Origin of the sequence: Pseudoclavibacter sp. 13-3, from assembly GCF_021168475.1 — a bacterium.
Taxonomy (GTDB): Bacteria; Actinomycetota; Actinomycetes; order Actinomycetales; family Microbacteriaceae; genus Pseudoclavibacter_A.
The window spans coordinates 86,347-107,168 of sequence record NZ_JAJOZT010000003.1 but is presented as its reverse complement, the minus strand read 5'-3'; the positions used below and the strand labels follow the sequence as shown (position 1 = coordinate 107,168).

Genomic DNA, 20,822 nt, shown 5'->3' with positions numbered 1-20,822 from the left:
GCCGATCACAGCCATGACATGGTTGCGTCTGAGGGAGGTTAGGGTTGCCTGCACGCAGAACAGGATAGAGTCGGCGACGAACTGGCCGCAATCAGGATTTCACGACAGGGAGTACGGCTTTTCGGTCACGTAGACACCCGGGGTCACACCCATCAGACGTCGGAACGCCGCGATGAATGTGCTCGGCTGCGCATACCCGAGCCGCGCCGACACCCGCTGCACGTCATGCCCCTCATCGAGCAGGGCGAGCGCATGGTGAATGCGCAGCGACTGCCGCCACTGCCCGAACGACAGCCCGGTCGAAGCCCGGAACGCCCGCGAGAGTGTGCGCACGCTCATCTTCGCAGCGAGCGCCCACTCGTCGAGCGAACGCCCGTCGGCCGGATCGAGCATGAGCGCCTCGGCCACTGGGGCGATGCGCCCGTCGGCCGGCAGGCGCAGCGTGAGCTGTCGATGCGCCGGCCGGAGCACGTCGAACACGACGGCTTCTGCTCGTGCGCGCGCGTCATCGGTCAGCCCGGGGCTCATCAGGTGCGAGAGCAGCGACTGCAGCAGCGGGCTCATCTCGATCACCGTCGGTTCGGCGAAGGCCACCGGGGTGCGGCCCGCCGCGAAGAAGGCGTCGTGGAACTCCAGCTCGGCGGTCAGCCGCCCGGCGTGCACCATGCCGGCGGGGATCCACAGCCCGCAGCCCTCCGAGACCGTGAACACGGCATCGTCGACACGTGCGGTCACCGTGCCGCCACGGCCCCAGACCAACTCGTGGTGCGGGTGCGAGTGCGGAGCCCACTCTTGAGGGGAATGCGGCACCTCGAGCTCGGCCAGAATGGTGAATGCGCCGGGTTCGGTCGGCACCGTGGTCGTCCCGGTGCGCACGTGGGTGCTCGGCTCTCTGCGCCACGTGCCGCGACTCGATCGATCTGCCCGGAGACGTCGCAGCCCGGACTGATCGGGCACGACTGTGCCCGCCGTCTGTGTGCTGATCATCGCTGCAGACTACGTCATCCTCGCCTCGCTAGCATGATGACTGAACACTTGGGAGAGAGGTTCTGATCCGATGCGCAACGATGATTCCTCTGCAACCGGCGCGACGACCGCCGCGACGACCGACTTCTCGACCATCTCTGCCGACGCCGCGCTGAGCACGCTCGACGCCTCACGTTCCGGCCTCAGCTCGGCAGAGGCGTCCGACCGGCTGTCCGAGACCGGCCCCAACCGCATCGCTCGAGTCGGCCGGGTCAGCCCGGTGATGCGCTACCTCGCGCAGTTTCGCGACTGGCTCGTGCTGCTGCTGCTCGCATGCGCCGTCGTGGTCAGTTACCTGGGGGACTGGTCGACAGCTGTCGTGCTGGTGGTGCTGGTGCTCATCAACACCACTATCGGGTTCGTCCAAGAGGCTCGCGCCGAACGCACGATGCAGGCGCTCGAGGCGCTGGTGACCCCGACGACCGACGTGCTGCGCGACGGTCGCATCACCGAGGTCGACACGGCAACGCTGGTTCCCGGCGACGTGGTGCATCTGGCCGAGGGCGACTCCGTGCCCGCAGACATGCGCGTGATCGAGGCGCAGGCGCTCAGCGCCAACGAGTTCGCACTGACCGGTGAGAGCAATCCGACCCGCAAGACGGTCGCCGCGCTGGAGTATCCGGTGCCCCTGGCCGACCGGCGCAACCTGCTCTTCACCGGCACCGACATCGGCACCGGCGAGGCGTTCGGCGTCGTGATCGCCACCGGCATGCGCACCGAACTCGGGCGCATCGCCCGGCTCAGCGATCAGGCGCCGACGACGCCCAGCCCGCTGCAGCGCGAGATGTCGACGATCGCACGCGTGATCGGCATCGCCGTCGCCGTGCTCGCGGCCGTGCTGCTGGTCTTCGCCGTGATCGCGCAGATGCCCTTTCGCGAGGCGCTGCTCTTCGCGGTCGGCCTCGCCTGCGCACTCGTGCCGCAAGGCCTGCCGGCCGAGGTGAACACGGCTCTGGCACAGGCCTCAGAGACGCTCGCGCGCCGCCGCGCGCTGGTCAAGAAGCTCAGCGCCGTCGAGACGCTGGGAGCGACGCACGTCATCTGCACCGACAAGACCGGCACACTGACACGGAACGAGATGACCGTGGTGAGCGCAGAGATCGGGTTCGCGCCGTTCACGGTCACCGGCAGCGGCTACGCGCCCGACGGCGAGATCCACGATGTTCAGGGTGCTCGCATCACACCGACGCACTGGCAGCGAGTGTTCGCCGAGACCGGGGTGCTGGCCGGCAACGCGCGCCTGCTGCGGCCCGACGACGAGCACCCGGACTGGCATGTGCTCGGCGACCCCACCGAGGGCGCGCTGCTGCCCTTCGCGGTCAAGGCCGGCGTCGACCTCGAAGCGCTGCAGCGCAACCGCGTCGAAGAGCATGAGCTGCCCTTCGACTCGGAGCGCAAACGCATGACATCGGTGCGTCGCGTGGTCGGAGCGGGCCCGGCCCGCCACGTCGCCTACGTCAAGGGCGCGCCGGAGTCGCTGCTCGATGTCTGCACGCGTGTGCTCGACGGCGACACTGTGCGCCCGATCACCGACGACGACCGCAGTCGTTTTCTCGAGGCCCAGCGCCGGGCCGCCGGACAGGCGCTGCGCAATCTCGCCTTCGCCGTGCGCGACGTGACCTCGCTCGTTGCGACGACACCTGCCGACACGACCGCTTCGACGCTCACTGCACTCGGCATCGAAGACGTCGAACACGACCTGCTGCTGCTCGGGTTCGTGAGCATGCGCGACCCGCTGCGCGACGAGGTGCCCGGTGCGATGGCCGAGACGCGGGCCGCCGGCATCAACGTGAGCATCGTGACCGGCGACTCGGCGCTCACCGCCGCGGCGATCGCGAAGATGGCCGGCCTCGCCGATCAGGCCGGCCGCCTCGCCGTCGTCACCGGCGACCAGCTGCGCACCATGGCCGACGCCGAGGTGCTGCGGCACGCGCTGGGCGGCGGAGTGGTGTTCAGCCGGGTGGCTCCCGAAGACAAGATGCGCATCGTCACCCTGGTGCGCGACAGCGGGCACGTGGTCGCTGTGACCGGCGACGGCATCAACGACGCACCCGCACTGCGCAGCGCCAACATCGGCGTGGCCATGGGGCGCACCGGCACAGACGTGGCCAAGCAGGCCGCCGAGGTCGTGCTGCTCGACGACAGCTTCGCGACCCTGGTGCATGCCATCGGGCAGGGCCGCACGATCTACACGAACATCTCGCGCGGCGTGCTCAGCTGTCTCACCTCGAACGTCGGCGAGTTCGTGGTCAGTATGATCAGCCTCGCGCTGACGACGCTGCTGGGTCTGCCGCTCGCGATCAACGTGCTGCAGATTCTGGCGGTCGATGTGCTCGGCGAGATCATCCCGATCTCGGCGCTCGGCTCCGACCGGGCCGAGGGCGAGAACATGCGCCGCCCGCCGCGCGACCCGAAGGCGCGCATTCTGCAGGGGCACTCGATCACCGACGTCGTATTCAGCGGCACGGTCATGGGTGTGCTCGCCGCACTCGCCTATCTCGTCGCCTACCCGCTGCAGGGGCTCGGCCTCGGCGGTGGCGGCGCCGCAGAGATCGCCGCGGCCACCACGGTGACCTATGCCACGATTCTGCTGACGCAGCTGGTCAACATCGTGCACCGGCGCAGCGTGCACGGCATCTTCAGCCGACACCAGTTGACCAACCGCTGGTTCTGGCTGGCCTGCCTGCTCGCGATCGTGGTGATGCTGGTGATCGTCTACGTGCCGTTCGTCGGTGCCTTCTTCGGCACCGCGCCGCTGACGCCGGCGCTCTGGCTGCCGCCGATCTGCGCGATGGTCGTGATGGGGCTGGCACGCGAGGGCTTCGCCCGGGCCACCGGGCATCGGGTGTGAGCAGCGTCTGACACCCGACTGCTCACTTCGGTCACGGCTGGGCTCAGGCGAAGACTGTGTCGCCCGAGACGTTGCCCAGCCCCGGGCGCACGTCGAAGCGCACCACGCCGACCACATGCAGATCGACCGCGCCGGTCGCGACGACAGCACGATGCCCGTCAGATTTCGCCGTGGGCGAGAGAGAGAAATGCAGCCTGGAGTGTCATAAGGGCCCCATCGCGGCCGATGAAGAAGGCCCCGCTCCCCAGTGATTCTGCGGGGAGCAGGGCCTTGCGTCTGTTGTAGCTGGGGAGGGGATCGAACCCTCGACCTCACGATTATGAGTCGTGCGCTCTTACCATCTGAGCTACCCAGCCAGGGAAGATGCGGAGGCCGCATCCAGGTGGGGAAAGTTCGAAAGGACCAGCGGCCGCTGCAGCCGAACCACACCCGCACTGTGAGCCTCGAGCGAGGATTGAACTCGCGACCCCTTCCTTACCATGGAAGTGCTCTACCACTGAGCTATCGAGGCATGCACCCTGGCCGACCGGCCGAGGCACCATAAGACAATAACATCTTCAGGCCCCCAGTCGACAAACCGGAGTGCGAGCGGCGAACCGGCTGTACGACTGAGTCGTCCTGCCAGATTCACTGCTCGGCGTGGCGGGTGCAGGATTCGAACCTGCGAAGGCTGTGCCGGCTGATTTACAGTCAGCTCCCTTTGGCCGCTCGGGTAACCCGCCGTGCTGCGGCATTCGAAGAAGACCGCAACCAGATAAGGATACTAGCAGCATCCCCCACTCGCAAAACAAATCCACAGTCGTTCTCTGTATGATCGGTCACATGGCAGACTCCTCTTTCGACATCGTCAGTTCCATCGACCGTCAAGAGGCCGACAACGCCTTGAACCAGGCGGCGAAAGAGATCTCACAGCGTTACGACTTTCGCGGCACCGGCGCGTCCATCGCCTGGAGCGGCGAAGACGTGCTCATCATCGCCAACAGCGAAGAGCGCGCCAGCGCGGTGCTCGACGTCTTTCAGACCAAGCTGATCAAACGCGGCATCTCACTCAAGGCCTTCACCGCCGGCGAGCCTGCCGCGAGCGGCAAGGAATACCGCATCCAGGGCTCGTTCGTCGAAGGCATCGCCCAAGATCAGGCGAAGAAGATCGCGAAACTGATTCGCGACGACGGCCCCAAAGGCGTGAAAGCCCAGATCCAAGGCGATGAGCTGCGGGTGTCGTCGAAGAGCCGCGACAGCCTGCAAGAGGTCATCGCACTGCTGAAGGGCGCCGATCTCGACGTCGCGCTGCAGTTCACGAACTACCGCTAGAGGTTCCTGTATGCATAGTGAGTCCACGGAGCATCTGTGGAGACGGATCGCCGAGCAGGCGTGGAACGTCGCGAAAGACACCGACCCCGAGTCGACCGTGCGCCTGTTCGAAGAGCTCGTGCCGTTCATGGACGCCCAGGATCCCGACGACGTCTTCCAGCTCGCCAGCGCCTACTACTACGCCAACAACCACTTCAAGGCCCAGCTCTTCCTCGAGTTCGTGATCAAGCGCGGCCTCAGCGAAGAGAACCGCCCGCTGGCCATTCTGCAGATGGCCGATTCGCTGCGCTCGCTCGGCCGCGGTGAAGACGCTCTGCGCTGGCTCGACTTCGGCCTCGCCGAGTACCCCGGCGAAGAACCCGGGCGCTGGTTCGCCGCCCTCAAGGTGCGCACGCTCGCCGATCTCGGTCGACATGACGAGGTCGTCGACATGGCGCTTGGTCTGCTCGGCATGCCAGCCGAGCTGCGCCAGCCGCCGAAGCCGTCTGACTCGGTGCCGCCCCAGACCGACCCGACCGACCGAGTGCGAGCACCCCTGCGGCGTCGCGACCTGCGTGTGCAGTCGATGGATGTCGACTCAGGCGAGTCGGCAGGGTCAGCCGAGAGCCGTGCACGCCCTCAGCAGACCGCACGCCGACCGGGACGCCGCTCCATGACATCCGTGCGCCGCCGTGACCTGCGGGAGGCTCCCCCGTCGGCGGCGAGCCCGGCAGATCAGCCGGGAGACCGGCCGGCCGAGGCATCGAGACCTGCGCCCAAGCACTCGAAGCCCGTCGATGACGCTGCAGACGGCGGCAGTCGTGAGAGCGCCGCCCCCCGAGCGAAGAACCGAGGAACGAGATGAGCCAGGGCAGGGCCAAGAAGCCGGTGACGAAGCCGACCGAGCAAGAACGCGCGATCGGCAAGAGGCAGATCATTCTCGGCCTGATCATCGGCGCGATCGTCGGGCTGATCATGTTCGCGATCACCGGCGAATGGCTGTACTCGCTGGTCGGGCTGGGCATCGGTCTGATCAGCGGCCTCGTCATCCAACCGTCAAAGGCCAAAGACGATCGAGACCGAGAGAATGGCAGAGGAGCCCGGCGCCGACGGTGACCGAGGCGCCGACGGCCCCTCCCGCCGTGTCTGGCTCAGTGCCAGCGCCCGTTCAGTTCCCGCGCCGTGCCCGCTCGATCGCCGCATCGGCCTCAGGCGACCCCTCGACCACCGGCTCAGTGCGACCGGCAAAAGGCTGCAGCACGCTGAACGCCGGCCTGCCGTAGGGGTCGACCGGCAACGGGGTAAAGCCGTCTTCGAAGACGGGCCACGGCAGGTGCGGCGTCGACTCAGCAGCAGGCGACACAAGAGACTCGGGTGCGGCTGAGGCCTCGGGCACGACAGCGGGCTGGGTTGCAGCGGGCTGCTGGGGCGTCTCTGAGTTGTACGGCTGCTGCCGCTGCCGGGCCAGGCTCTGCTGACGTTCCAGACGTCGTGCGCGGCGGTCGTCGGCGTTGAACGTCCAGGCCAGCAGGATGAACACGCTGATCGCGAGGAACGCGAGCATCAGCACGATCACGATGACACGCCCGAACCACTCCCCGGCGTCGACGCGGAACGAGCGCTGCAGCAGGGTCGGCAGAAACAGGATCACGGCCAACAGCGAGAACAGCCCCGCCGAGGCGAAGGCCAGGAACTTCAGCACGGCGTTCTCACCGGCCTGTTTGAACGTGAATCGCGCCGCCGCGACCGGCGCCTTGGCCGCGATGATCAGGGGGATCAGCAGCCCGATCGCCAATGCGGCGTTCTGGCCCGCGGTCGAGACGCTGCTGCGGTAGGGGTAGACGTCGCTGATCTGACGCACCGGCTCGATCCAGGTCAGCATCACACCGAATGCGACGACATAGACACTGCTCACGATCGCCAACGGCACCGGATAGAAGCGGTCACGGTCTGCGATGCTCAGCTCGCCGATCGTGATGCCGATGAACGCCGCGAAATAGACCACCGTGACCGTCACCTTGCCGCCCTTGGCCGGAACGTCTCCGAAGAACAGCGAGATGATCACGAAGAGGGTGACCGCGACGAGCGCGCCGATGGCGATCCAGAGGTTGGTCGGGATCTTGTTCGCCGCTCGCGGCCGCAGCGTGTCGCCGAAGCCGGAGACCGGCGAGACCGGCGCCGAGGGCGGCGCAGATGCAGGCCGCGGCTGGTCGGCAGGGGACGGATTCACGGGCGGCAGTGGCGTCTGCTGGCCAAGCTGGGGATCCTGCGGGCTGGGCGCGTTCATCATTGTCTCCTGACCTCAGAGGTTCGGGCTGCCATCTCAAGCCTAGCCGGGGTCGGCATCTGGCGACAGGCGTCACCGGTACAGACAGCGACACCCGCACACGATACAGTCAGAGAGCCCGCTGACCGTTCGAATGAGGAGCAGACATGCCAGATCCGTCCACCCCGAGCCCGAATGAGAACCGGTATCAGGCCGGCTCTGGGCCATACGGCACCCCTCCGCAGAATCCCCCCGCCTACGACGCAGTGCATGGCTACGACGCAGTTCCCGGCCTCCCCACGGAGCCGCCCCAGCTCGGAGCACCGGCCTACCCCACCGCCCCGGCCTACCCTGCGGCCCCGGGCTACCCTGCCGCACCGGGCTATCCCGCCGCGCCAGGTCAGGGCCAGTACGGTTACACGCCAACGCCGCCGACCAACACGATGGCGATTCTCTCGCTGATCTTCGCGTTCGTGTTCAACGTGCTGGGCATCGTCTTCGGGCACATCGCCATGAACCAGATCAAGACTCGAGGCGAAGGCGGCAGAGGTCTCGCTCTCGCCGGGCTGATCATCAGCTACATCAGTCTCGGTCTGACGGCGCTCTGGTTCGCGTTCATCTTCATCGTCATCGCCAACACGGCCACCTACAACTACTGAGGCGACGCCTGGCGGCAGAAGCTGACGGCTACTCGGCCGAATCGGCGCCCTTCGCAGCGCGACTCGCGTCGAGCATGCCCTGACGCGAGACGATCTTCACGCGTTCGCGATCGACCGCCTCGCCGAGCGCACGCTCGGCAGCGTCGAGGTTGTGCCAGCCCTCCAGCGTGGTGAAGTCGACGCCACGGTCGCCCAGCAGCTCGGGGATGGTCTCTTCGGCGGCGACCGTCGGCTGCCAGATACGACCGGCGTGCACGTCGTCGATCAGATTGGTGATCGTCTCGAGCGCATCCGACTTGGTCGACCCGATCAGCCCCACCGGGCCGCGCTTGATCCAGCCTGTCGCGTACTCGCCGAGCACGGCCTGCCCCTCGTCGATGACCCGACCGCCCTCATTCGGAATCACGCCGCGCACCTCGTCGAAGGCCACCTGCTGCAGCGGCGACGAGTAGTAGCCGACCGCGCGGTAGAGCTGACCGAGCTCGACGTCATGCGTCTCGCCGGTGCCGACCACGTGGCCTTCGCCGTCGACCTGCGTGCGCTCGAGGCGCAGGCCCTCGACGTGATCGTCGCCGAGCACTTCGACCGGGCGCTGCCAGAAGTGCAGGTGCAGCCGTCGCGAGGCCGTGCCCGGCTCCCGCTGCAGCCACTTGTCGAAGATGCGCCGGATGACCTTCTTCTGGTTGTTCTTCGCGATCGCAGCCTCGTCGGCCTCGGAGTAGACGAAATCTGCCGGATCGAGCACGATGTCGACGTCGGGCACCTCGCCCAGCTCGCGCAGCTCGAGCGGCGTGAACTTCACGTCGGCGGGGCCGCGGCGCCCGAAGACGTGCACATCAGTGATCTTCGATGCCTGCAGCCCCGCATAGACGTTCGCCGGAATCTCGGTCGGCAGCAGGTCATCGGCATGTTTGGCGAGCATGCGCGCCACGTCGAGCGCCACGTTGCCGTTGCCGACCACGCCGACGTGCGGGGCGTCGAGCGACCATTCCAGCGGAAAATCCGGGTGCCCGTCGTACCAGTTGACGAAACGGGCCGCACCATACGACCCGGGCAGGTCGATGCCCGGAATGCGCAGGGGGGCATCCTCGAGCGCACCGGTCGCGAAGATCACGGCATGGTAGTGCGAGCGCAGGTCGTCGAGCGTGATGTCGCGCCCGAAGTCGACGTTGTCGAAGATGCGGATGTCACCGCGGTCGAGCGTCTCACGCAGCGCATTGATGATGCCTTTGATGCGCGGGTGATCGGGCGCCACGCCATAGCGCACCAGCCCGTACGGGGCGGGCAGACGCTCGAAGAGATCGATCGACACGTCGAAGTCCCGCTCGGCCTTCAGCAGAATGTCGGATGCGTAGATGCCGGCCGGGCCGGCACCGATGACGGCGACCCGGATCTTCTTCGGCTGTCTCGCTGACGACTCTGACATGCGTGCGACTCCTTGCTGAATCTCGATTTCAGTGACTTCGGCTAACGATGTAGTCGGCCAGCCGCACGAACAGGTCGCGCACGTGGCCGGCGGGCAGCGCCTCGAGTGCGTCGGTCGCGTCTTTCGCCCAGGCCTTCGCCTGCGCGAGCGCCTCGTCGGTGACCGGATGCGAGGCGAGCGTCGCGAGGGCCTGGCCGAGCGTGTCGTCGGAGGCGAGCAGGCGCTGCACCTCGTCTCGCACGGCCTCGGCCTGCGGATCGGTCTCGGCCTGTCGCTGCAGCAGCAGCCACGGCAGTGTCGGCACGCCTTCTCGCAGATCGGTGCCCGGCGTCTTGCCGAGCTCGTCGCTCGTGCTGCGCAGGTCGATCACGTCGTCGACGAGCTGGAAGGCCACGCCGATGCACTCGCCGAAGCGACGCACCGCGATGCGGTACTCGTCTGGCGCACCACCGAGCAGCACCCCGAGCTCGCCTGCCGCGGCGATCAGCGACCCGGTCTTGTCGGCGAGCACCTGCAGGTAGTGCTCGATCGGATCGGCGCCCTCGTCCGGGCCGAGCGTCTCGTGCAGCTGCCCCAGGCAGAGGCGCTCGAAGGTGCGCGCCTGGATCAGGATCGCCTGTTGGCCCAGCTCGCTGACGATCATCGACGCGCGTGCGAACAGGATGTCACCGGCGAGGATGGCGGCGTTGTTGCCCCAGATGCGATGCGCGCTGGTGACCGAGCGACGGGTGTCGGCCTCGTCCATGACGTCGTCGTGGTACAGGCTCGCCACGTGCGTGAGCTCGACCCCGGTCGCCGCTTCGAGCACCCCGTCGTTCACGCCCTCGCCGAGTTCGGAGGCGAGCAGCGCGAGCAGCGGGCGCACGCGCTTGCCACCTGCCTCGACCAGATATCGAGTGGCCGCATTGGTCACGGAGTCGGCTGAGGTCGACTCTTTCACGATGCGCCGTTCGACGTCTTCGAGCCCCTGCTCCATGCGACCGACCAGCTGGCGATCCTCAGAACGCAGGAAGAAGCGCTTCGGGCCGCTGACCAGCCGGGTGGTGTCCTTGCCGCGTTCCATCAGTCTTCGTCCTTCGCCGCCGGCTTCCATGCACGATGCAGGGCCACGATGCCGCCGCTGAGATTGCGCCACTGCACATGCTCGAACCCGGCTGCGCGCAGATGCCGGGCGAGCGAACGCTGATCGGGCCACGCCTCGATCGACTCGCTGAGATAGGGGTAGGCGGCGTCATTGGTGCTGGCCAGCTGCGCCAGCCGGGGCAGGACGTTGCCGAGCCACCAGTCGTAGACCGTGGCGAACGGGCGCCAGGTCGGCGTCGAGAACTCGCAGATGACGTATCGGCCGCCCGGCTTCAGCACGCGCAGCGCCTCGCTCATCGCTGTGTCCATGTCGACCACGTTGCGCAGCCCGTACGAGATGGTCACCGCGTCGAAGCTGTCGTCGTCGAAGGGCAGCGCCGTGGCATCGGCCCATTCGAAGGTCAGGAACGGATAGCGACGGCGCCCCTCGGCGAGCATGCCCTCTGAGAAGTCTGCCGAGACCACGTCGGCGCCCGCCTGATGGAACGGCACGCTCGATGTGCCGGTGCCGGCCGCGAGGTCGAGAACGCGTTCTCCCGGCCGTGGGGCGACGGCACGCGTCGTGGCCTGTCGCCACTGCCCGACCTGCCCGAAAGTCATCACCGTGTTGGTGCGGTCATAGCCCGGCGCGACCTGGTCGAACATCGCCGAGACCTCTTCGGGTCGTTTGCTGAGATCTGCGCTCGTCACAACGCCCCAGTGTACTGACTTTCACCGAGCAGGGCACGACGGCGACTCGCCAGATCGCCAACAGCGGACGGTCCCGGGCTAGGATCTTGCACGTGCTTCAACTCACCACCCGCACGGTCCAGGTGCACGCATTCGGCACTCCCTTCCCTCTGCTCGACTCCGCAGACCCGCTGCTCTGGTGGCGAGACGGCGAGGGGATGCTGGGCGTCGGCCGCGCGCTGACCCTCACGTTCTCGGGCCCGGATCGCTTCGATCAGGCCCGTCGCGTCTGGATGTCGGTGGCCGACTCGGCCCGCCAGCTGGGCGCCGCAGCGGAGCCCGGAACCGGCCTGGTCGCCTTCGGAGCGCTCGCCTTCGACGACTCTGCGGCCGTGCCCAGCGTGCTGGTGGTGCCGAGTCTGCTGATCACCCGGCGAGGCGGGTGCACGTGGGCCACCCGGGTGGTCGACTCAAGTGCCGGGTCGTCCGTCGACGACCAGCTCGACCCCGATCGCATCAGAGCCGAGGTCGACCAGCTGCTGGCCGCATCCGCCGGCCGACGTGCACGCCGCGCCACGGCCCTCGCCGCCGACTCGGTCGCGACGCTCCACGCCGACGCCGACGCACGCGAGCAGCACGTCGCCGCGGTTCGGCGGGCGCTCGATCTGATCGACCGCGGCACGCTGCAGAAGGTGGTCGTCGCTCGGTCAGAGCAGGCGAGCCTGCCGGCGGGATTCGACCTGTCGACCGTGCTGCAGCGACTCGAGAGCGTCTATCCCTCGTGCTGGAACTTCTGCGTCGACGGGTTCTTCGGCGCCAGCCCCGAGACGCTCGTCGAAGCCCACCACGGGCAGGTGCACGCTCGCGTGCTCGCCGGCACTCGGCCGCGTGGCGCGGGCTCCGCCGTCGACGACCTCGGCCACGACCTGCTGACCTCTGCCAAGGATCAGCACGAGCACGCGCTCGCCGCGCAGAGCCTGCTCGACGCCCTGGCGCCGCACGTGCGCGGCCTTCAGACCGACGGCCCCGGCATCTTGGAGCTGCCCAACGTGCTGCATCTGGCAACCGACGTCGACGCCGAGCTCGCCGACGGCGCAGACGTGCTGGCCCTGGTGGCCGCGGTGCATCCGACGGCTGCGGTGGCCGGCGTTCCACGTGAGACCTCGCTGCAGGCGATCGGCTCGATCGAGGGCGCGAACCGAGGACGCTATGCCGGCCCGGTCGGCTGGATCGATGCGAGCGGCGACGGCGAATGGGCCATCGGGCTGCGCTCGGCACAGCGCATCGGCTCGACGATCACGGCCTGGGCGGGCGGCGGCATCGTGGCCGGGTCGGTGCCTGAACAGGAGTTCGACGAGACCAGCGCCAAGCTGCAGCCGATTCGGCAGGCCCTCGCGGGCTGAGCGGGTTCAGGCCTTTTGAGCGGCGAGACGGCGACGCGCCTCGGCCAGGTCGGCCGCCGTGGTGATCTTGCCGTTCGCCGCATCGCCGGCGACGACCAGCACCGCGACGTCAGGCCGGCCGTGCCGCACCACCGAGCCGTCGTCGGTGGGGGCGAACGCCGGATCATGCCGCACACGTCGATGCGCATCGACGATCACCCCGAGACGAAACGCCTGCGGAGTCTGCACCAGGCGCATGCGCGACCGCACCGGCGTCACCGCCAGCACCTCTGAAGGGCGCCCGCCGATCGTCTCGTCGCGCACCTCGATCACAGTGTCGGCGCTCGGCACCGCGGTGACCACGGCATGCGCCCGATCGAGGCCGGCATCGACCCGTCTGAGCACGTCGGGGCTCACGAAGGGGCGTGCGGCGTCGTGCAGAAAGACGCGAGTGCTCTCGGGCAGCCGGCCGGCCAGATGCTCGGCCGCGAGACGTGAGGAGTCGCTGCGCTCGGCGCCGCCCGGGATCACCGCCTGCACCAGCGGATGCCGGCGACCGCCCGACCCGTCGTCGCCGACCAGCGCGCGCACCGCATCCACATGATCGGGGTGCATCACGACGAGCAGCTCGTCGAACAGCCCGCTGCGCTCGAACGCCTCGATGGTGTGCTCGATGAGCGGCCGACCGGCGACCTCGGCCAGCTGCTTGGGCAGGCCGGCACCCACGCGAGCGCCCACTCCCCCGGCGAGCAGCACCCCGACGCGCACCACATCGGGTTCGGGGGCCGCGGTCATGCGGCGATCACGACCTCGACGATGCCCGGCTCGCCGGCGGCGACCAGGCGGTCGAGCTCGGCGGCGTCGCGTGCCTGGCGGTAACCCCACCCGTAGGCCGCTGCGGTCTCGCGCACGCGCAGGGGCTGCGGCGTGCGCACGACCCGTTCGTAGAGCGCCGGGTCGGCGGTCGCGACCTCGAGGCCGGCGAAGATGCTGCCGCCGTGATCGTTGACCACGATGATCTGCAGCGGCGGTGCCGTCTCGCACTCCGGGCGCAGCAGGCCGCCGACGTCGTGCGCGAAGGCGAGATCGCCGATGATCAGGCGGGTGAGGCCGCCGGTGCCAGCCGTGCGTCGTGCGTCGGCGACCCCTGAGGCGGCAGAGACGGTGCCGTCGATGCCGGCGAGCCCGCGATGCCCGAACACGGGAACGTCGCTTGCACCCACGCGTTCGTCGGCCACGCGCACCATGTGCGACGAGGCGAGATAGATCGCATCAGCGCCCGAGGCGCCGCGGCGACTGTGCCGCCAGACCGCGTCGACCACCGCCTCGCGGGTGAGACTCGCGCAGATCGGCGCTGCGACACCGGCGACGGCGGGTGCCTCGATGACATCTGCTGCGACACCGGCCGGCCGATCGCCGCCCTGCGCAGCCGCATCGAATCGCAGCAGATCGACGCGACGCGCCCGGTGCCCGGGCGAGAAGTGCTCACGCCCGGCCGGAGCCACCGCGATCACCTGCACGTCGTCGCGTTCGGCGAAGTGCCACACCTGCCGCGAGAGCGACGGCAGCCCCGTGACCACCATCGTGCGCGCGCCGTCGGCTCCCTGTTCGAGCCAGTCTCGGTACTCGTCGACGCTGTGCCACTGCCGTGCGCCAGACGTGATCTCGGCGATGACCGGTGCCCCTGCCGCATGCGCGGCGCGCACGAGATCGAGGTCGGCGCCCAGCCCGGCCACCAGCACGGCGTCGCTGGCGGGCACGCTCACCGTCTCTCTGCGCGTCGCGTTCAGCAGCGGATGCCGTGGTCGCTCGGCATCGATGCGCCTGCGCACCAGCGCCTGCAGTGCGCTCGTCTCGGTGTGCCGCCCCGAGAGCGGCTCGTCGAACTGCACGTTCAGCTGCATGGGCCCGCTGAGCGACACGTGTTCGGCGTCGACGCCGGGACGGTTGAGCTCGGGGTCGGGCAGCACTTCTGTCGCGAGCCGCACCGCGAGCCCCACGGGATCAGGTGCGTAGTCGGTCTCTGCCAGGTCGTGATCGAGCGTCGCGAGGTCGCCGAGGATGTGCGCCTGTCTGGTGGTCTGATTGGCCCCGGTGCCGCGCAGCTCGGCCGGCCGGTCGGCGGTGAGCAGCAGCATCGGCACCTGCGCCCGCGCGGCCTCCATCGCAGCCGGCACCAGATTGCCGACCGCGCTGCCCGAGGTCGTGATCACGATGGCCGGGCGGCGTGTGGCCATGCCGATGCCAAGCGCCAGAAACGCCGCATCACGTTCGTCGATGCGCACATGCAGACTGATCGAACCGGCGGTCTCGAGCTCGGCGGCGGCGAGCGCGAGCGCCTGCGACCGCGACCCCGGGCTCACGACGACGTGCTCGACGCCGCGCTCGACGAACGCCAGCAGCAGGGCCATTGCGAATTCGCTGGATGCCGCCACGGCGGCGGTCACTGATCGTCTTTCGCGGTCTTGCCCTCGCCACTCGGCCCCTCGTCACTGGGCCGATCGTTCTCGTCTTCGAGATCGGCCAGCTGCTGCTCGAGCCAGGTGATGCGTTCGTCGGCCGTCATGCCGTGCATCGCACTGTCGTCGGGCAGCTCGATGCTCGGGCGCACGCCGCCGACGTCGGGCCGCGACCCAACGCCGCCGATCGGCTGCCCCGGCTGCGCGGAAGCCGCCGAGCCGTCAGCGGTCACGGTGGTGCGCGGACGACCCGCGTACCACCAGAGCACCGCGCCGACGATCGGCAGCAGCACGATCACGATCAGCCACACCCATTTCGGCATCACGCCGGTGGTGCCGCGGGGTGTCAGAGCGGCATCGATGAACGCCACCACCATGGCGGCGAGAGCCATGAGAGCGACGACGATTCCGATGCGTACCATGCGCTCTATCGTACGCGAGACCACTGTCAGCGAGCTGGGCGACGATCTGACCGCGCGCCTCGCAGTGTGCGCGCACAGGCTCGTCATGAGCGGAGCCTCTAGACTCGGGGGCGTGAAAAAGCTTCCCGCCTGGCTCGTCTACACTCTGCTGCGCGTCGGCGTCGTGCTCGTCGCGCTCATCGTTCTGCTGCTTCTGGGGTTCAACCCGTTCGTCGCCGCGCTGATCGCCGTCGTCGTCGGGCTGTTGGTCTCGTACCTCGCGCTCGGCAGGCAGCGCCAGGCCTTCGGCGACGAGCTCGCCCGCCGCAGGGCGCACCCCGAAGAGGTGCGGGCGAAGCGGCGTCTCGGCCGAGTCGCCGACGACATCGAAGACGCCGAGCTCGACGAGGCCGAGCGGCAGGCGGACGGCACTGCGGGCGACGCGGCGAAGTCAGACGACGCGGCGAAGCCCGACGCCTGAGCGTCAGCGCGTCAGAGCTGCAGGCCGACGGCGAGCAGCACCGCGAAGGCCAGCGCCCCGAGGCTGGTGAATTTGAGCGCGGCGATCTGGTCTCGCGGCGATCGCGGGTGCAGCCCGCGCACCACGGCGAAGGCGACCGGCACGACCGCGACCAGCGAGATCCAGCCGAGTGACGCATCCGGATGCAGGGCGAACGCCGCGATGACGAAGGGCAGCCCGCACATCAGCAGGTACGCGATGTTCGCGTTGCGACGCCCGAGACGCGCCGCGAGCGTGCGTTTGCCGGCCACGCGGTCGGTCTCGATGTCACGGATGTTGTTGATCATCAGCACCGCGCACGAGAACAGCCCCATGGCCACAGCGGCCCAGAAGCCGACCCAGCTGGGTGCGCCGGTCTGCACTACCTCGGTGCCCATCGTGGCGACCAGCCCGAAGAAGACGAAGACGGCGACCTCGCCGAGCCCTGCGTAGCCATAGGGGTGCGAGCCCCCGGTGTAGAACCAGGCCGCGACGATGGCCACGAGGCCGATGATCGGAAACCACCAGAAGCCCGAGGCGAACGACAGCCACAGGCCGAGCACGGCCGCCAGCCCGAAGCAGACGAAGGCCACAGCCTTGACCACCGGGGGCTTCGCCAGCTTGCCGCCGGTGAGACGGGCAGGGCCGACGCGCTGCTCATCGGTGCCGCGGATGCCGTCGGAGTAGTCGTTGGCGTAGTTCACCCCGATCTGCAGCAGCAGCGCCACCGCGAGTGCCAGCACCGCGAAGAGCAGATTGAAGCGGCCGTCGTGACCGGCCACGCCGGAGCCCGCGACGACCGGGGCGATCGCCAGAGGCAGGGTGCGCAGACGTGCGCCTTCGAGCCAGTCGCCGAAGGTGGCTCGGCGGGTCAGGGAACCAGAGGGATCCTGAAAGTTCATGCAGCGGGGGATCTTTCTTGTCAGGTCGTCACAGTCGTGAGACGACCGGTCGTCTCGGTCAGATGGAGTCTTTGGGTGCGGGACGCTGCGCAGCGAGCGCCGAGCCCGCCAGCGCCTCGGCAGTGTCGTGCAGCGAGTGCAGATCGACCTTGCCGCTGGAGAGCCGCGGCAGGCCGAAGGGAAAGTACGTGATGGCGGCCGCGCCGGCGTGACGCCCGAGGCGCTCGCGCAGCACGCTGTTGAGCTCTTCACGCGTCATGCGCTTGACTCGATTGCGCCCGTCGGCGTAGACGGCGAAGCGGGTGCCCCACTTCTCGTCGTCGAAGGGAACGGCCACGGCCTCGACCAGACCCGGCAGGCTGTGCAGCACGTCGTGCACCTCGTTGAGGTCGAGTTTGACTCCACCCGTGATGATGGTCTGATCGTCGCGTCCGGTCACGGTCAACACTCCCTTGGTCAGGTCGCCGAGGTCACCGGTGGTCAGCCACCGGCTGCCGCCGTGCTCGACGAACGTCTGTGCAGTGCGCTCAGGATCTGCGACGTAGCCGCTGGCGAGCACAGACCCCGAGACGTACACGCTGCCGTCTCTGACTGCCAGTGTAGTGTCACCCACCCGCCGCTGCGAACCGTCGGCGAGCGTGTAGACGCAGCCGCCGGCCGTCTCAGAGCTGCCGTACGTGGTCACCACATCGACGCCGGCGTCTCGGGCCGCCTGCAGCAGACCGGGCGCCGGGCGCTGACCGCCGATCATGATGTGCGCGTAGCGACGCAGGGCGGCGAGGGTCTCGGGGTGCGCGACGGCGTCTTCGAGCAGCACGTGCAGCTGCGCGGGCACCAGCGCGGTGAGCAGACGAGCGGGGGATGCTGTGGGCGCGCCCGCCTGCGCGCCGTCGATGGCCTGCGCCGCCAGCTCGTTCGTCGCCGCGACGAACGCCGCGGGCGCGAAGTGCCGGTCGACGGCATCGCTGCGCAGGTGATGCGCGACGACCGGAGTCGTGCCTGCCGCCAACGAGCGCACCAGCACCTGCAGCCCGGCGATGTAGTGCGCCGGCAGAGCGAGCAGCCAGTGCCCGGCTCCGAGAATCTCATTCGTGCCCTGCGCGCTCGACACCAGGGCCCGCGCCGAGAGACCGACCCGCTTGGGGCGCCCCGTCGACCCCGAGGTGCGAATGACGACGGCGACGTCGGAGTCGACCGCGACCTCCATTCCCTCGAGACCGCCGGCCTGCTCGACGAACGCACGCTCGGCATCCGCCGTCTCAGCGCTCACCGGCAGCAGCGCCGGCCCGTGACCGGCCAGCGCGTCGGGCAGCGCGGCGAACAGCGACATCGGATCGGCGTCGACCACGACCAGCGGCCGCGCCGAGCCCGGCGCCGGCGCCGCAGCGATCGGCGTCAGAACTGCCACGGGAACGGGCTCCAGTCGGGGTCGCGCTTCTGCAGGAACGAGTCGCGGCCCTCGACCGCCTCGTCGGTGCCGTAGGCCAGCCGGGTGGCCTCGCCGGCGAAGATCTGCTGACCGACCATGCCGTCGTCTGCGGCGTTGAACGCGAACTTCAGCATGCGGATGGCGGTCGGCGACTTCGTGAGGATCACCCGCGCCTGGCGCAGCGCCTCGACCTCGATCTGCTCATGGTCGACCACGGTGTTCACGGCGCCCATCTCGTAGGCGCGCTGGGCGTCGTACTCCTCGGCCAGGAAGAAGATGCTGCGGGCGTTCTTCTGCCCCACCTGCCGGGCCAGCAGCGCCGACCCGTAGCCGGCGTCGAACGAGCCCACGTTGGCGTCGGTCTGCATGAAGCGGGCGTGCTGACGGCTCGCGATGGTGAGGTCGCAGACCACGTGCAGCGAGTGACCGCCGCCGGCCGCCCAGCCGCCGACGACCGCGATCACGACCTTCGGCATGAAGCGAATGAGCCGCTGCACCTCGAGAATGTGCAGGCGGCCCGAGCGCGCCTGGTCTGCGGCGTCGACGTGCGTCTCGTCATCGGAGTACTTGTAGCCGTCGCGGCCGCGGATGCGCTGGTCGCCTCCCGATGAGAACGCCCACCCGCCGTCTCGGGGGCTGGGACCGTTGCCGGTCAGCAGCACCACGCCGATGCGCGGGTTCTGCCGGGCGTCGTCGAGGGCCTGGTAGAGCTCGTCGACCGTGCGCGGGCGAAAGGCGTTGCGCACCTCGGGCCGGTCGATGGCCACGCGGGCGATGCGCCCGCTCGTGTCGTGATGGTAGGTGACGTCGGTGAGCCCGTCGAAGCCCGGCACGGCGCGCCACTGCGTCGTGTCGAAGGTCTCAGAGACCGCTGCCGTCGCATGCTCTGCTGCGTGTTCTGGGGTGGATGCCGGGGTCGAGTTGGTCGCGTCGTTCACGACGCCGATTCTAGCGGTCGGTCTGGCCGAGCTGCACCGCGCACCACCCCGCGCAGAGCGGCGAGGGCTCCCGCGACCGGCTCGGCGTCGTCACTGCGCCGAGTCACCCGGATGCGGCGTCCCGGCCGGCGGACAGCCGTGTTTCCCAGTGGAAACATGCTTGGAAGAACGCCGAAACAATACGTTCGTATAACAATGGTGGGTTCTTATTCCGTGCAGGTTCGAGCAACACGGCTTCACGTCCCGTTCGGCAGAAGAGGTTCACAATGGCGTTGTCTGCCCTTCATGTGCCGTTGCAGCCGACCCGGCGATGGAGCGGAGACGGCAGCGTGCCGAACCTCGGCGAAAGGCCGGCACCCGGATGAGCAAGCACACCACACCAGCTGCCAGAGTCGTCGACGTCGCCGTGGTCGGCGTCGGCACGATCGGCTCCATGGCGCTCTGGGCGCTCTCCACTGCACGACGGCGATCCGCGAGCACGCTGCGCGTGCTCGGCATCGAGCAGTACGGCACGGTGCACACCCACGGCGCCTTCACCGGAGAGTCCCGACTGTTCCGCGTCGCCGCCAAAGAGGGACGTCATCTCACCCTGGCGCTGCTCGAAGCGCGCACCCGCTGGCTAGAGCTCGGGCGACTCGCAGCTCGCGATCTCCTCATTCCGGCCGGTGCCATCCACATCGCTCCCAGCGGGCACCCGGATCTTCACACGGCCTTGAGCGCCGCCGAGGAGTTCGACCTGCCCCATCGACACTTCGACGCCGACGACCTGCGACGCCAGTACCCTCAGTTCGCAGTCGACCACGGCGACGAGGGCTTCCTCGACGAGCTGGCCGGCGTCGTGCGCCCGGAGAGCGCGGTCTTCGCGGCCTCACGACAGGCCCAGGCCGACGGCGCCGAGGTGCTGTACAACACCGTCGTGACCTCGCTGAGTCAGACGGGCACCGGGGGTTCGCATCGAGACCTCTGCCGGCGCGGTCGAAGCCGGTCACGTGATCGTGACGGCCGGCCCGTGGACGGCTCGTCTGGTGCCGGGCCTGAGCCGGATGCTGACGGTCGCGAACTTTGCCCTGGCCTGGTTCATGCCCGCCGACATCTCGGCCTTTCTGCCCGCGAGGCTGCCGGGGTTCATGCGCGACTTCGGCGACATGCACGCCTTCGGCGCGCCGAGCATCGACGGCTTCAGCGTGAAGGTCAGCCCGCACCTGCCGACGGTGGCCAATCCGGCCCGTCGCCCGATGACTCTCCCGCGAGAGCAGCTGCGCTGGCTCGGCACTCAGGCGCAGCGCATCTTCCCCGGTCTCGACCCCGAGCCCGTCCGGTGGTCGGTGCACCCCGACTCTCAGAGCCCTGACAGCCGGCCGATCATCGACACCATCGGCGAGGGACGGATCTCGATCGCCGCCGGCATGTCGGGCAACGGCTTCAAGTTCGCTCCCGTCTGGGGTCAGGCCCTCGCCGATCTGGCACTCACCGGTGCGAGCCCGTGGCAGGATGCGGAGTTTACACTGGCGCATCACGCCGACCCCGTGGGCTGAACCGCAT

At 68.9% G+C, this 20,822-nt stretch carries 19 protein-coding genes, 3 tRNA genes and 1 pseudogene; 9 read left to right on the top strand and 14 right to left on the bottom strand.

Features of this window, described 5'->3' with window-relative positions; all coding sequences use genetic code 11:
- Nucleotides 1-99: 99 nt before the first annotated feature.
- The gene (locus LRX77_RS06525; protein WP_231832106.1) at nucleotides 100-987 is read right to left on the bottom strand and encodes a helix-turn-helix transcriptional regulator; all 888 of its coding nucleotides are present in this window, start codon (nucleotides 985-987) and stop codon (nucleotides 100-102) included.
- 70 nt (nucleotides 988-1,057) lie between these two features.
- Between LRX77_RS06525 and LRX77_RS06520 the strand changes: the two genes are divergently transcribed.
- On the top strand, nucleotides 1,058-3,877 hold the full coding sequence (locus tag LRX77_RS06520) for a cation-translocating P-type ATPase (protein WP_231832105.1): 2,820 nt from the start codon (nucleotides 1,058-1,060) through the stop codon (nucleotides 3,875-3,877).
- A 282-nt stretch (nucleotides 3,878-4,159) separates the two neighbouring features.
- Here the strand turns inward: LRX77_RS06520 and LRX77_RS06515 are convergent.
- The 3 genes from LRX77_RS06515 to LRX77_RS06505 form a co-directional block, all read right to left on the bottom strand.
- A tRNA-Met gene (locus LRX77_RS06515) sits at nucleotides 4,160-4,233 on the bottom strand.
- An 83-nt stretch (nucleotides 4,234-4,316) separates the two neighbouring features.
- Nucleotides 4,317-4,388, bottom strand: a tRNA-Thr gene (locus tag LRX77_RS06510).
- A gap of 129 nt (nucleotides 4,389-4,517) precedes the next feature.
- Nucleotides 4,518-4,599: transfer RNA gene (locus LRX77_RS06505), tRNA-Tyr, on the bottom strand.
- Nucleotides 4,600-4,699: 100 nt separating this feature from the next.
- Here LRX77_RS06505 and LRX77_RS06500 point away from each other — a divergent pair.
- Genes LRX77_RS06500 through LRX77_RS06490 form a run of 3 tightly spaced genes read left to right on the top strand, consistent with a single transcriptional unit; the run spans nucleotide 4,700 to nucleotide 6,283 of the window.
- Complete coding sequence (locus tag LRX77_RS06500) at nucleotides 4,700-5,188, top strand: YajQ family cyclic di-GMP-binding protein (protein ID WP_192496571.1); 489 nt, start codon at nucleotides 4,700-4,702, stop codon at nucleotides 5,186-5,188.
- A gap of 10 nt (nucleotides 5,189-5,198) precedes the next feature.
- Nucleotides 5,199-6,032 carry a tetratricopeptide repeat protein gene (locus LRX77_RS06495; RefSeq protein ID WP_231832104.1) on the top strand — a complete coding sequence of 278 codons (834 nt, stop codon included), beginning with the start codon at nucleotides 5,199-5,201 and terminating at the stop codon, nucleotides 6,030-6,032.
- The gene (locus LRX77_RS06490; protein ID WP_231832103.1) at nucleotides 6,029-6,283 is read left to right on the top strand and encodes a hypothetical protein; all 255 of its coding nucleotides are present in this window, start codon (nucleotides 6,029-6,031) and stop codon (nucleotides 6,281-6,283) included. The genes LRX77_RS06495 and LRX77_RS06490 overlap by 4 nt, the downstream gene beginning before the upstream one ends.
- Before the next feature lie 52 nt (nucleotides 6,284-6,335).
- Here LRX77_RS06490 and LRX77_RS06485 read toward each other — a convergent pair whose 3' ends face one another.
- Nucleotides 6,336-7,457, bottom strand: a complete 1,122-nt coding sequence (locus tag LRX77_RS06485; protein WP_231832102.1) for a hypothetical protein — start codon at nucleotides 7,455-7,457, stop codon at nucleotides 6,336-6,338.
- A gap of 143 nt (nucleotides 7,458-7,600) precedes the next feature.
- On the opposite strand from LRX77_RS06485, the gene LRX77_RS06480 reads away from it, so the two are divergent.
- Nucleotides 7,601-8,092 (top strand): DUF4190 domain-containing protein, encoded by a 492-nt coding sequence (locus tag LRX77_RS06480; RefSeq protein ID WP_231832101.1) that lies wholly within the window; start codon nucleotides 7,601-7,603, stop codon nucleotides 8,090-8,092.
- 28 nt (nucleotides 8,093-8,120) lie between these two features.
- Here the strand turns inward: LRX77_RS06480 and LRX77_RS06475 are convergent, their stop codons facing one another.
- From LRX77_RS06475 to LRX77_RS06465, 3 genes are read right to left on the bottom strand one after another with little or no spacing between them, the layout of a single operon-like run.
- Entirely contained in the window at nucleotides 8,121-9,518 is a 1,398-nt protein-coding gene (locus LRX77_RS06475) for an FAD-dependent oxidoreductase (protein ID WP_231832100.1), read from the bottom strand.
- 28 nt (nucleotides 9,519-9,546) lie between these two features.
- Entirely contained in the window at nucleotides 9,547-10,581 is a 1,035-nt protein-coding gene (locus LRX77_RS06470) for a polyprenyl synthetase family protein (RefSeq protein WP_231832099.1), read from the bottom strand.
- Nucleotides 10,581-11,291: a demethylmenaquinone methyltransferase gene (locus LRX77_RS06465; protein WP_231832098.1), complete on the bottom strand. Its 711-nt coding sequence runs from the start codon at nucleotides 11,289-11,291 to the stop codon at nucleotides 10,581-10,583. Before LRX77_RS06465 ends, LRX77_RS06470 begins: the two co-directional genes overlap by 1 nt.
- 92 nt (nucleotides 11,292-11,383) lie before the next feature.
- On the opposite strand from LRX77_RS06465, the gene LRX77_RS06460 reads away from it, so the two are divergent.
- Entirely contained in the window at nucleotides 11,384-12,673 is a 1,290-nt protein-coding gene (locus tag LRX77_RS06460; protein ID WP_231832097.1) for an isochorismate synthase, read from the top strand.
- Between the two features lie 6 nt (nucleotides 12,674-12,679).
- Here LRX77_RS06460 and LRX77_RS06455 read toward each other — a convergent pair whose 3' ends face one another.
- Genes LRX77_RS06455 through LRX77_RS06445 form a run of 3 tightly spaced genes read right to left on the bottom strand, consistent with a single transcriptional unit; the run spans nucleotide 12,680 to nucleotide 15,533 of the window.
- A complete protein-coding gene (locus tag LRX77_RS06455) occupies nucleotides 12,680-13,447 on the bottom strand; it encodes an IspD/TarI family cytidylyltransferase (RefSeq protein ID WP_231832096.1) in 768 nt (255 codons plus the stop codon).
- Nucleotides 13,444-15,099 (bottom strand): 2-succinyl-5-enolpyruvyl-6-hydroxy-3-cyclohexene-1-carboxylic-acid synthase, encoded by a 1,656-nt coding sequence (menD, locus tag LRX77_RS06450; RefSeq protein WP_231832095.1) that lies wholly within the window; start codon nucleotides 15,097-15,099, stop codon nucleotides 13,444-13,446. Before menD ends, LRX77_RS06455 begins: the two co-directional genes overlap by 4 nt.
- Nucleotides 15,096-15,533, bottom strand: coding sequence for a PLD nuclease N-terminal domain-containing protein (locus LRX77_RS06445; RefSeq protein ID WP_231832094.1), 438 nt, complete (start codon nucleotides 15,531-15,533; stop codon nucleotides 15,096-15,098). Before LRX77_RS06445 ends, menD begins: the two co-directional genes overlap by 4 nt.
- Nucleotides 15,534-15,645: 112 nt before the next feature.
- Between LRX77_RS06445 and LRX77_RS06440 the strand changes: the two genes are divergently transcribed.
- Complete coding sequence (locus LRX77_RS06440) at nucleotides 15,646-15,993, top strand: DUF4229 domain-containing protein (protein ID WP_231832093.1); 348 nt, start codon at nucleotides 15,646-15,648, stop codon at nucleotides 15,991-15,993.
- An 11-nt stretch (nucleotides 15,994-16,004) separates the two neighbouring features.
- Here LRX77_RS06440 and LRX77_RS06435 read toward each other — a convergent pair whose 3' ends face one another.
- Genes LRX77_RS06435 through LRX77_RS06425 form a run of 3 tightly spaced genes read right to left on the bottom strand, consistent with a single transcriptional unit; the run spans nucleotide 16,005 to nucleotide 19,175 of the window.
- Nucleotides 16,005-16,913, bottom strand: coding sequence for a 1,4-dihydroxy-2-naphthoate polyprenyltransferase (locus tag LRX77_RS06435; protein ID WP_231832092.1), 909 nt, complete (start codon nucleotides 16,911-16,913; stop codon nucleotides 16,005-16,007).
- Between the two features lie 58 nt (nucleotides 16,914-16,971).
- Nucleotides 16,972-18,321: an AMP-binding protein gene (locus LRX77_RS06430; protein WP_231832091.1), complete on the bottom strand. Its 1,350-nt coding sequence runs from the start codon at nucleotides 18,319-18,321 to the stop codon at nucleotides 16,972-16,974.
- Entirely contained in the window at nucleotides 18,309-19,175 is an 867-nt protein-coding gene (locus tag LRX77_RS06425) for a 1,4-dihydroxy-2-naphthoyl-CoA synthase (RefSeq protein ID WP_231832290.1), read from the bottom strand. Before LRX77_RS06425 ends, LRX77_RS06430 begins: the two co-directional genes overlap by 13 nt.
- Nucleotides 19,176-19,590: 415 nt before the next feature.
- Here LRX77_RS06425 and LRX77_RS10590 point away from each other — a divergent pair.
- A pseudogene (locus LRX77_RS10590) lies at nucleotides 19,591-20,166 on the top strand (FAD-dependent oxidoreductase); the annotation flags it as partial.
- 103 nt (nucleotides 20,167-20,269) lie between these two features.
- Nucleotides 20,270-20,815 (top strand): FAD-dependent oxidoreductase, encoded by a 546-nt coding sequence (locus tag LRX77_RS10390; RefSeq protein WP_331716143.1) that lies wholly within the window; start codon nucleotides 20,270-20,272, stop codon nucleotides 20,813-20,815.
- The last annotated feature ends 7 nt before the right edge of the window (nucleotides 20,816-20,822 follow it).

Coding starts and splice junctions, on each gene's coding strand:
- LRX77_RS06520 (WP_231832105.1), top strand. CDS start 1,058: ATGCGCAACGATGATTCCTCTGCAACCGGCGCGACGACCGCCGCGACG.
- LRX77_RS06445 (WP_231832094.1), bottom strand. CDS start 15,533: ATGGTACGCATCGGAATCGTCGTCGCTCTCATGGCTCTCGCCGCCATG.
- LRX77_RS06485 (WP_231832102.1), bottom strand. CDS start 7,457: ATGATGAACGCGCCCAGCCCGCAGGATCCCCAGCTTGGCCAGCAGACG.
- LRX77_RS06455 (WP_231832096.1), bottom strand. CDS start 13,447: ATGACCGCGGCCCCCGAACCCGATGTGGTGCGCGTCGGGGTGCTGCTC.
- LRX77_RS06475 (WP_231832100.1), bottom strand. CDS start 9,518: ATGTCAGAGTCGTCAGCGAGACAGCCGAAGAAGATCCGGGTCGCCGTC.
- LRX77_RS06500 (WP_192496571.1), top strand. CDS start 4,700: ATGGCAGACTCCTCTTTCGACATCGTCAGTTCCATCGACCGTCAAGAG.
- LRX77_RS06470 (WP_231832099.1), bottom strand. CDS start 10,581: ATGGAACGCGGCAAGGACACCACCCGGCTGGTCAGCGGCCCGAAGCGC.
- LRX77_RS06525 (WP_231832106.1), bottom strand. CDS start 987: ATGATCAGCACACAGACGGCGGGCACAGTCGTGCCCGATCAGTCCGGG.
- LRX77_RS06480 (WP_231832101.1), top strand. CDS start 7,601: ATGCCAGATCCGTCCACCCCGAGCCCGAATGAGAACCGGTATCAGGCC.
- LRX77_RS06490 (WP_231832103.1), top strand. CDS start 6,029: ATGAGCCAGGGCAGGGCCAAGAAGCCGGTGACGAAGCCGACCGAGCAA.
- LRX77_RS06435 (WP_231832092.1), bottom strand. CDS start 16,913: ATGAACTTTCAGGATCCCTCTGGTTCCCTGACCCGCCGAGCCACCTTC.
- LRX77_RS06495 (WP_231832104.1), top strand. CDS start 5,199: ATGCATAGTGAGTCCACGGAGCATCTGTGGAGACGGATCGCCGAGCAG.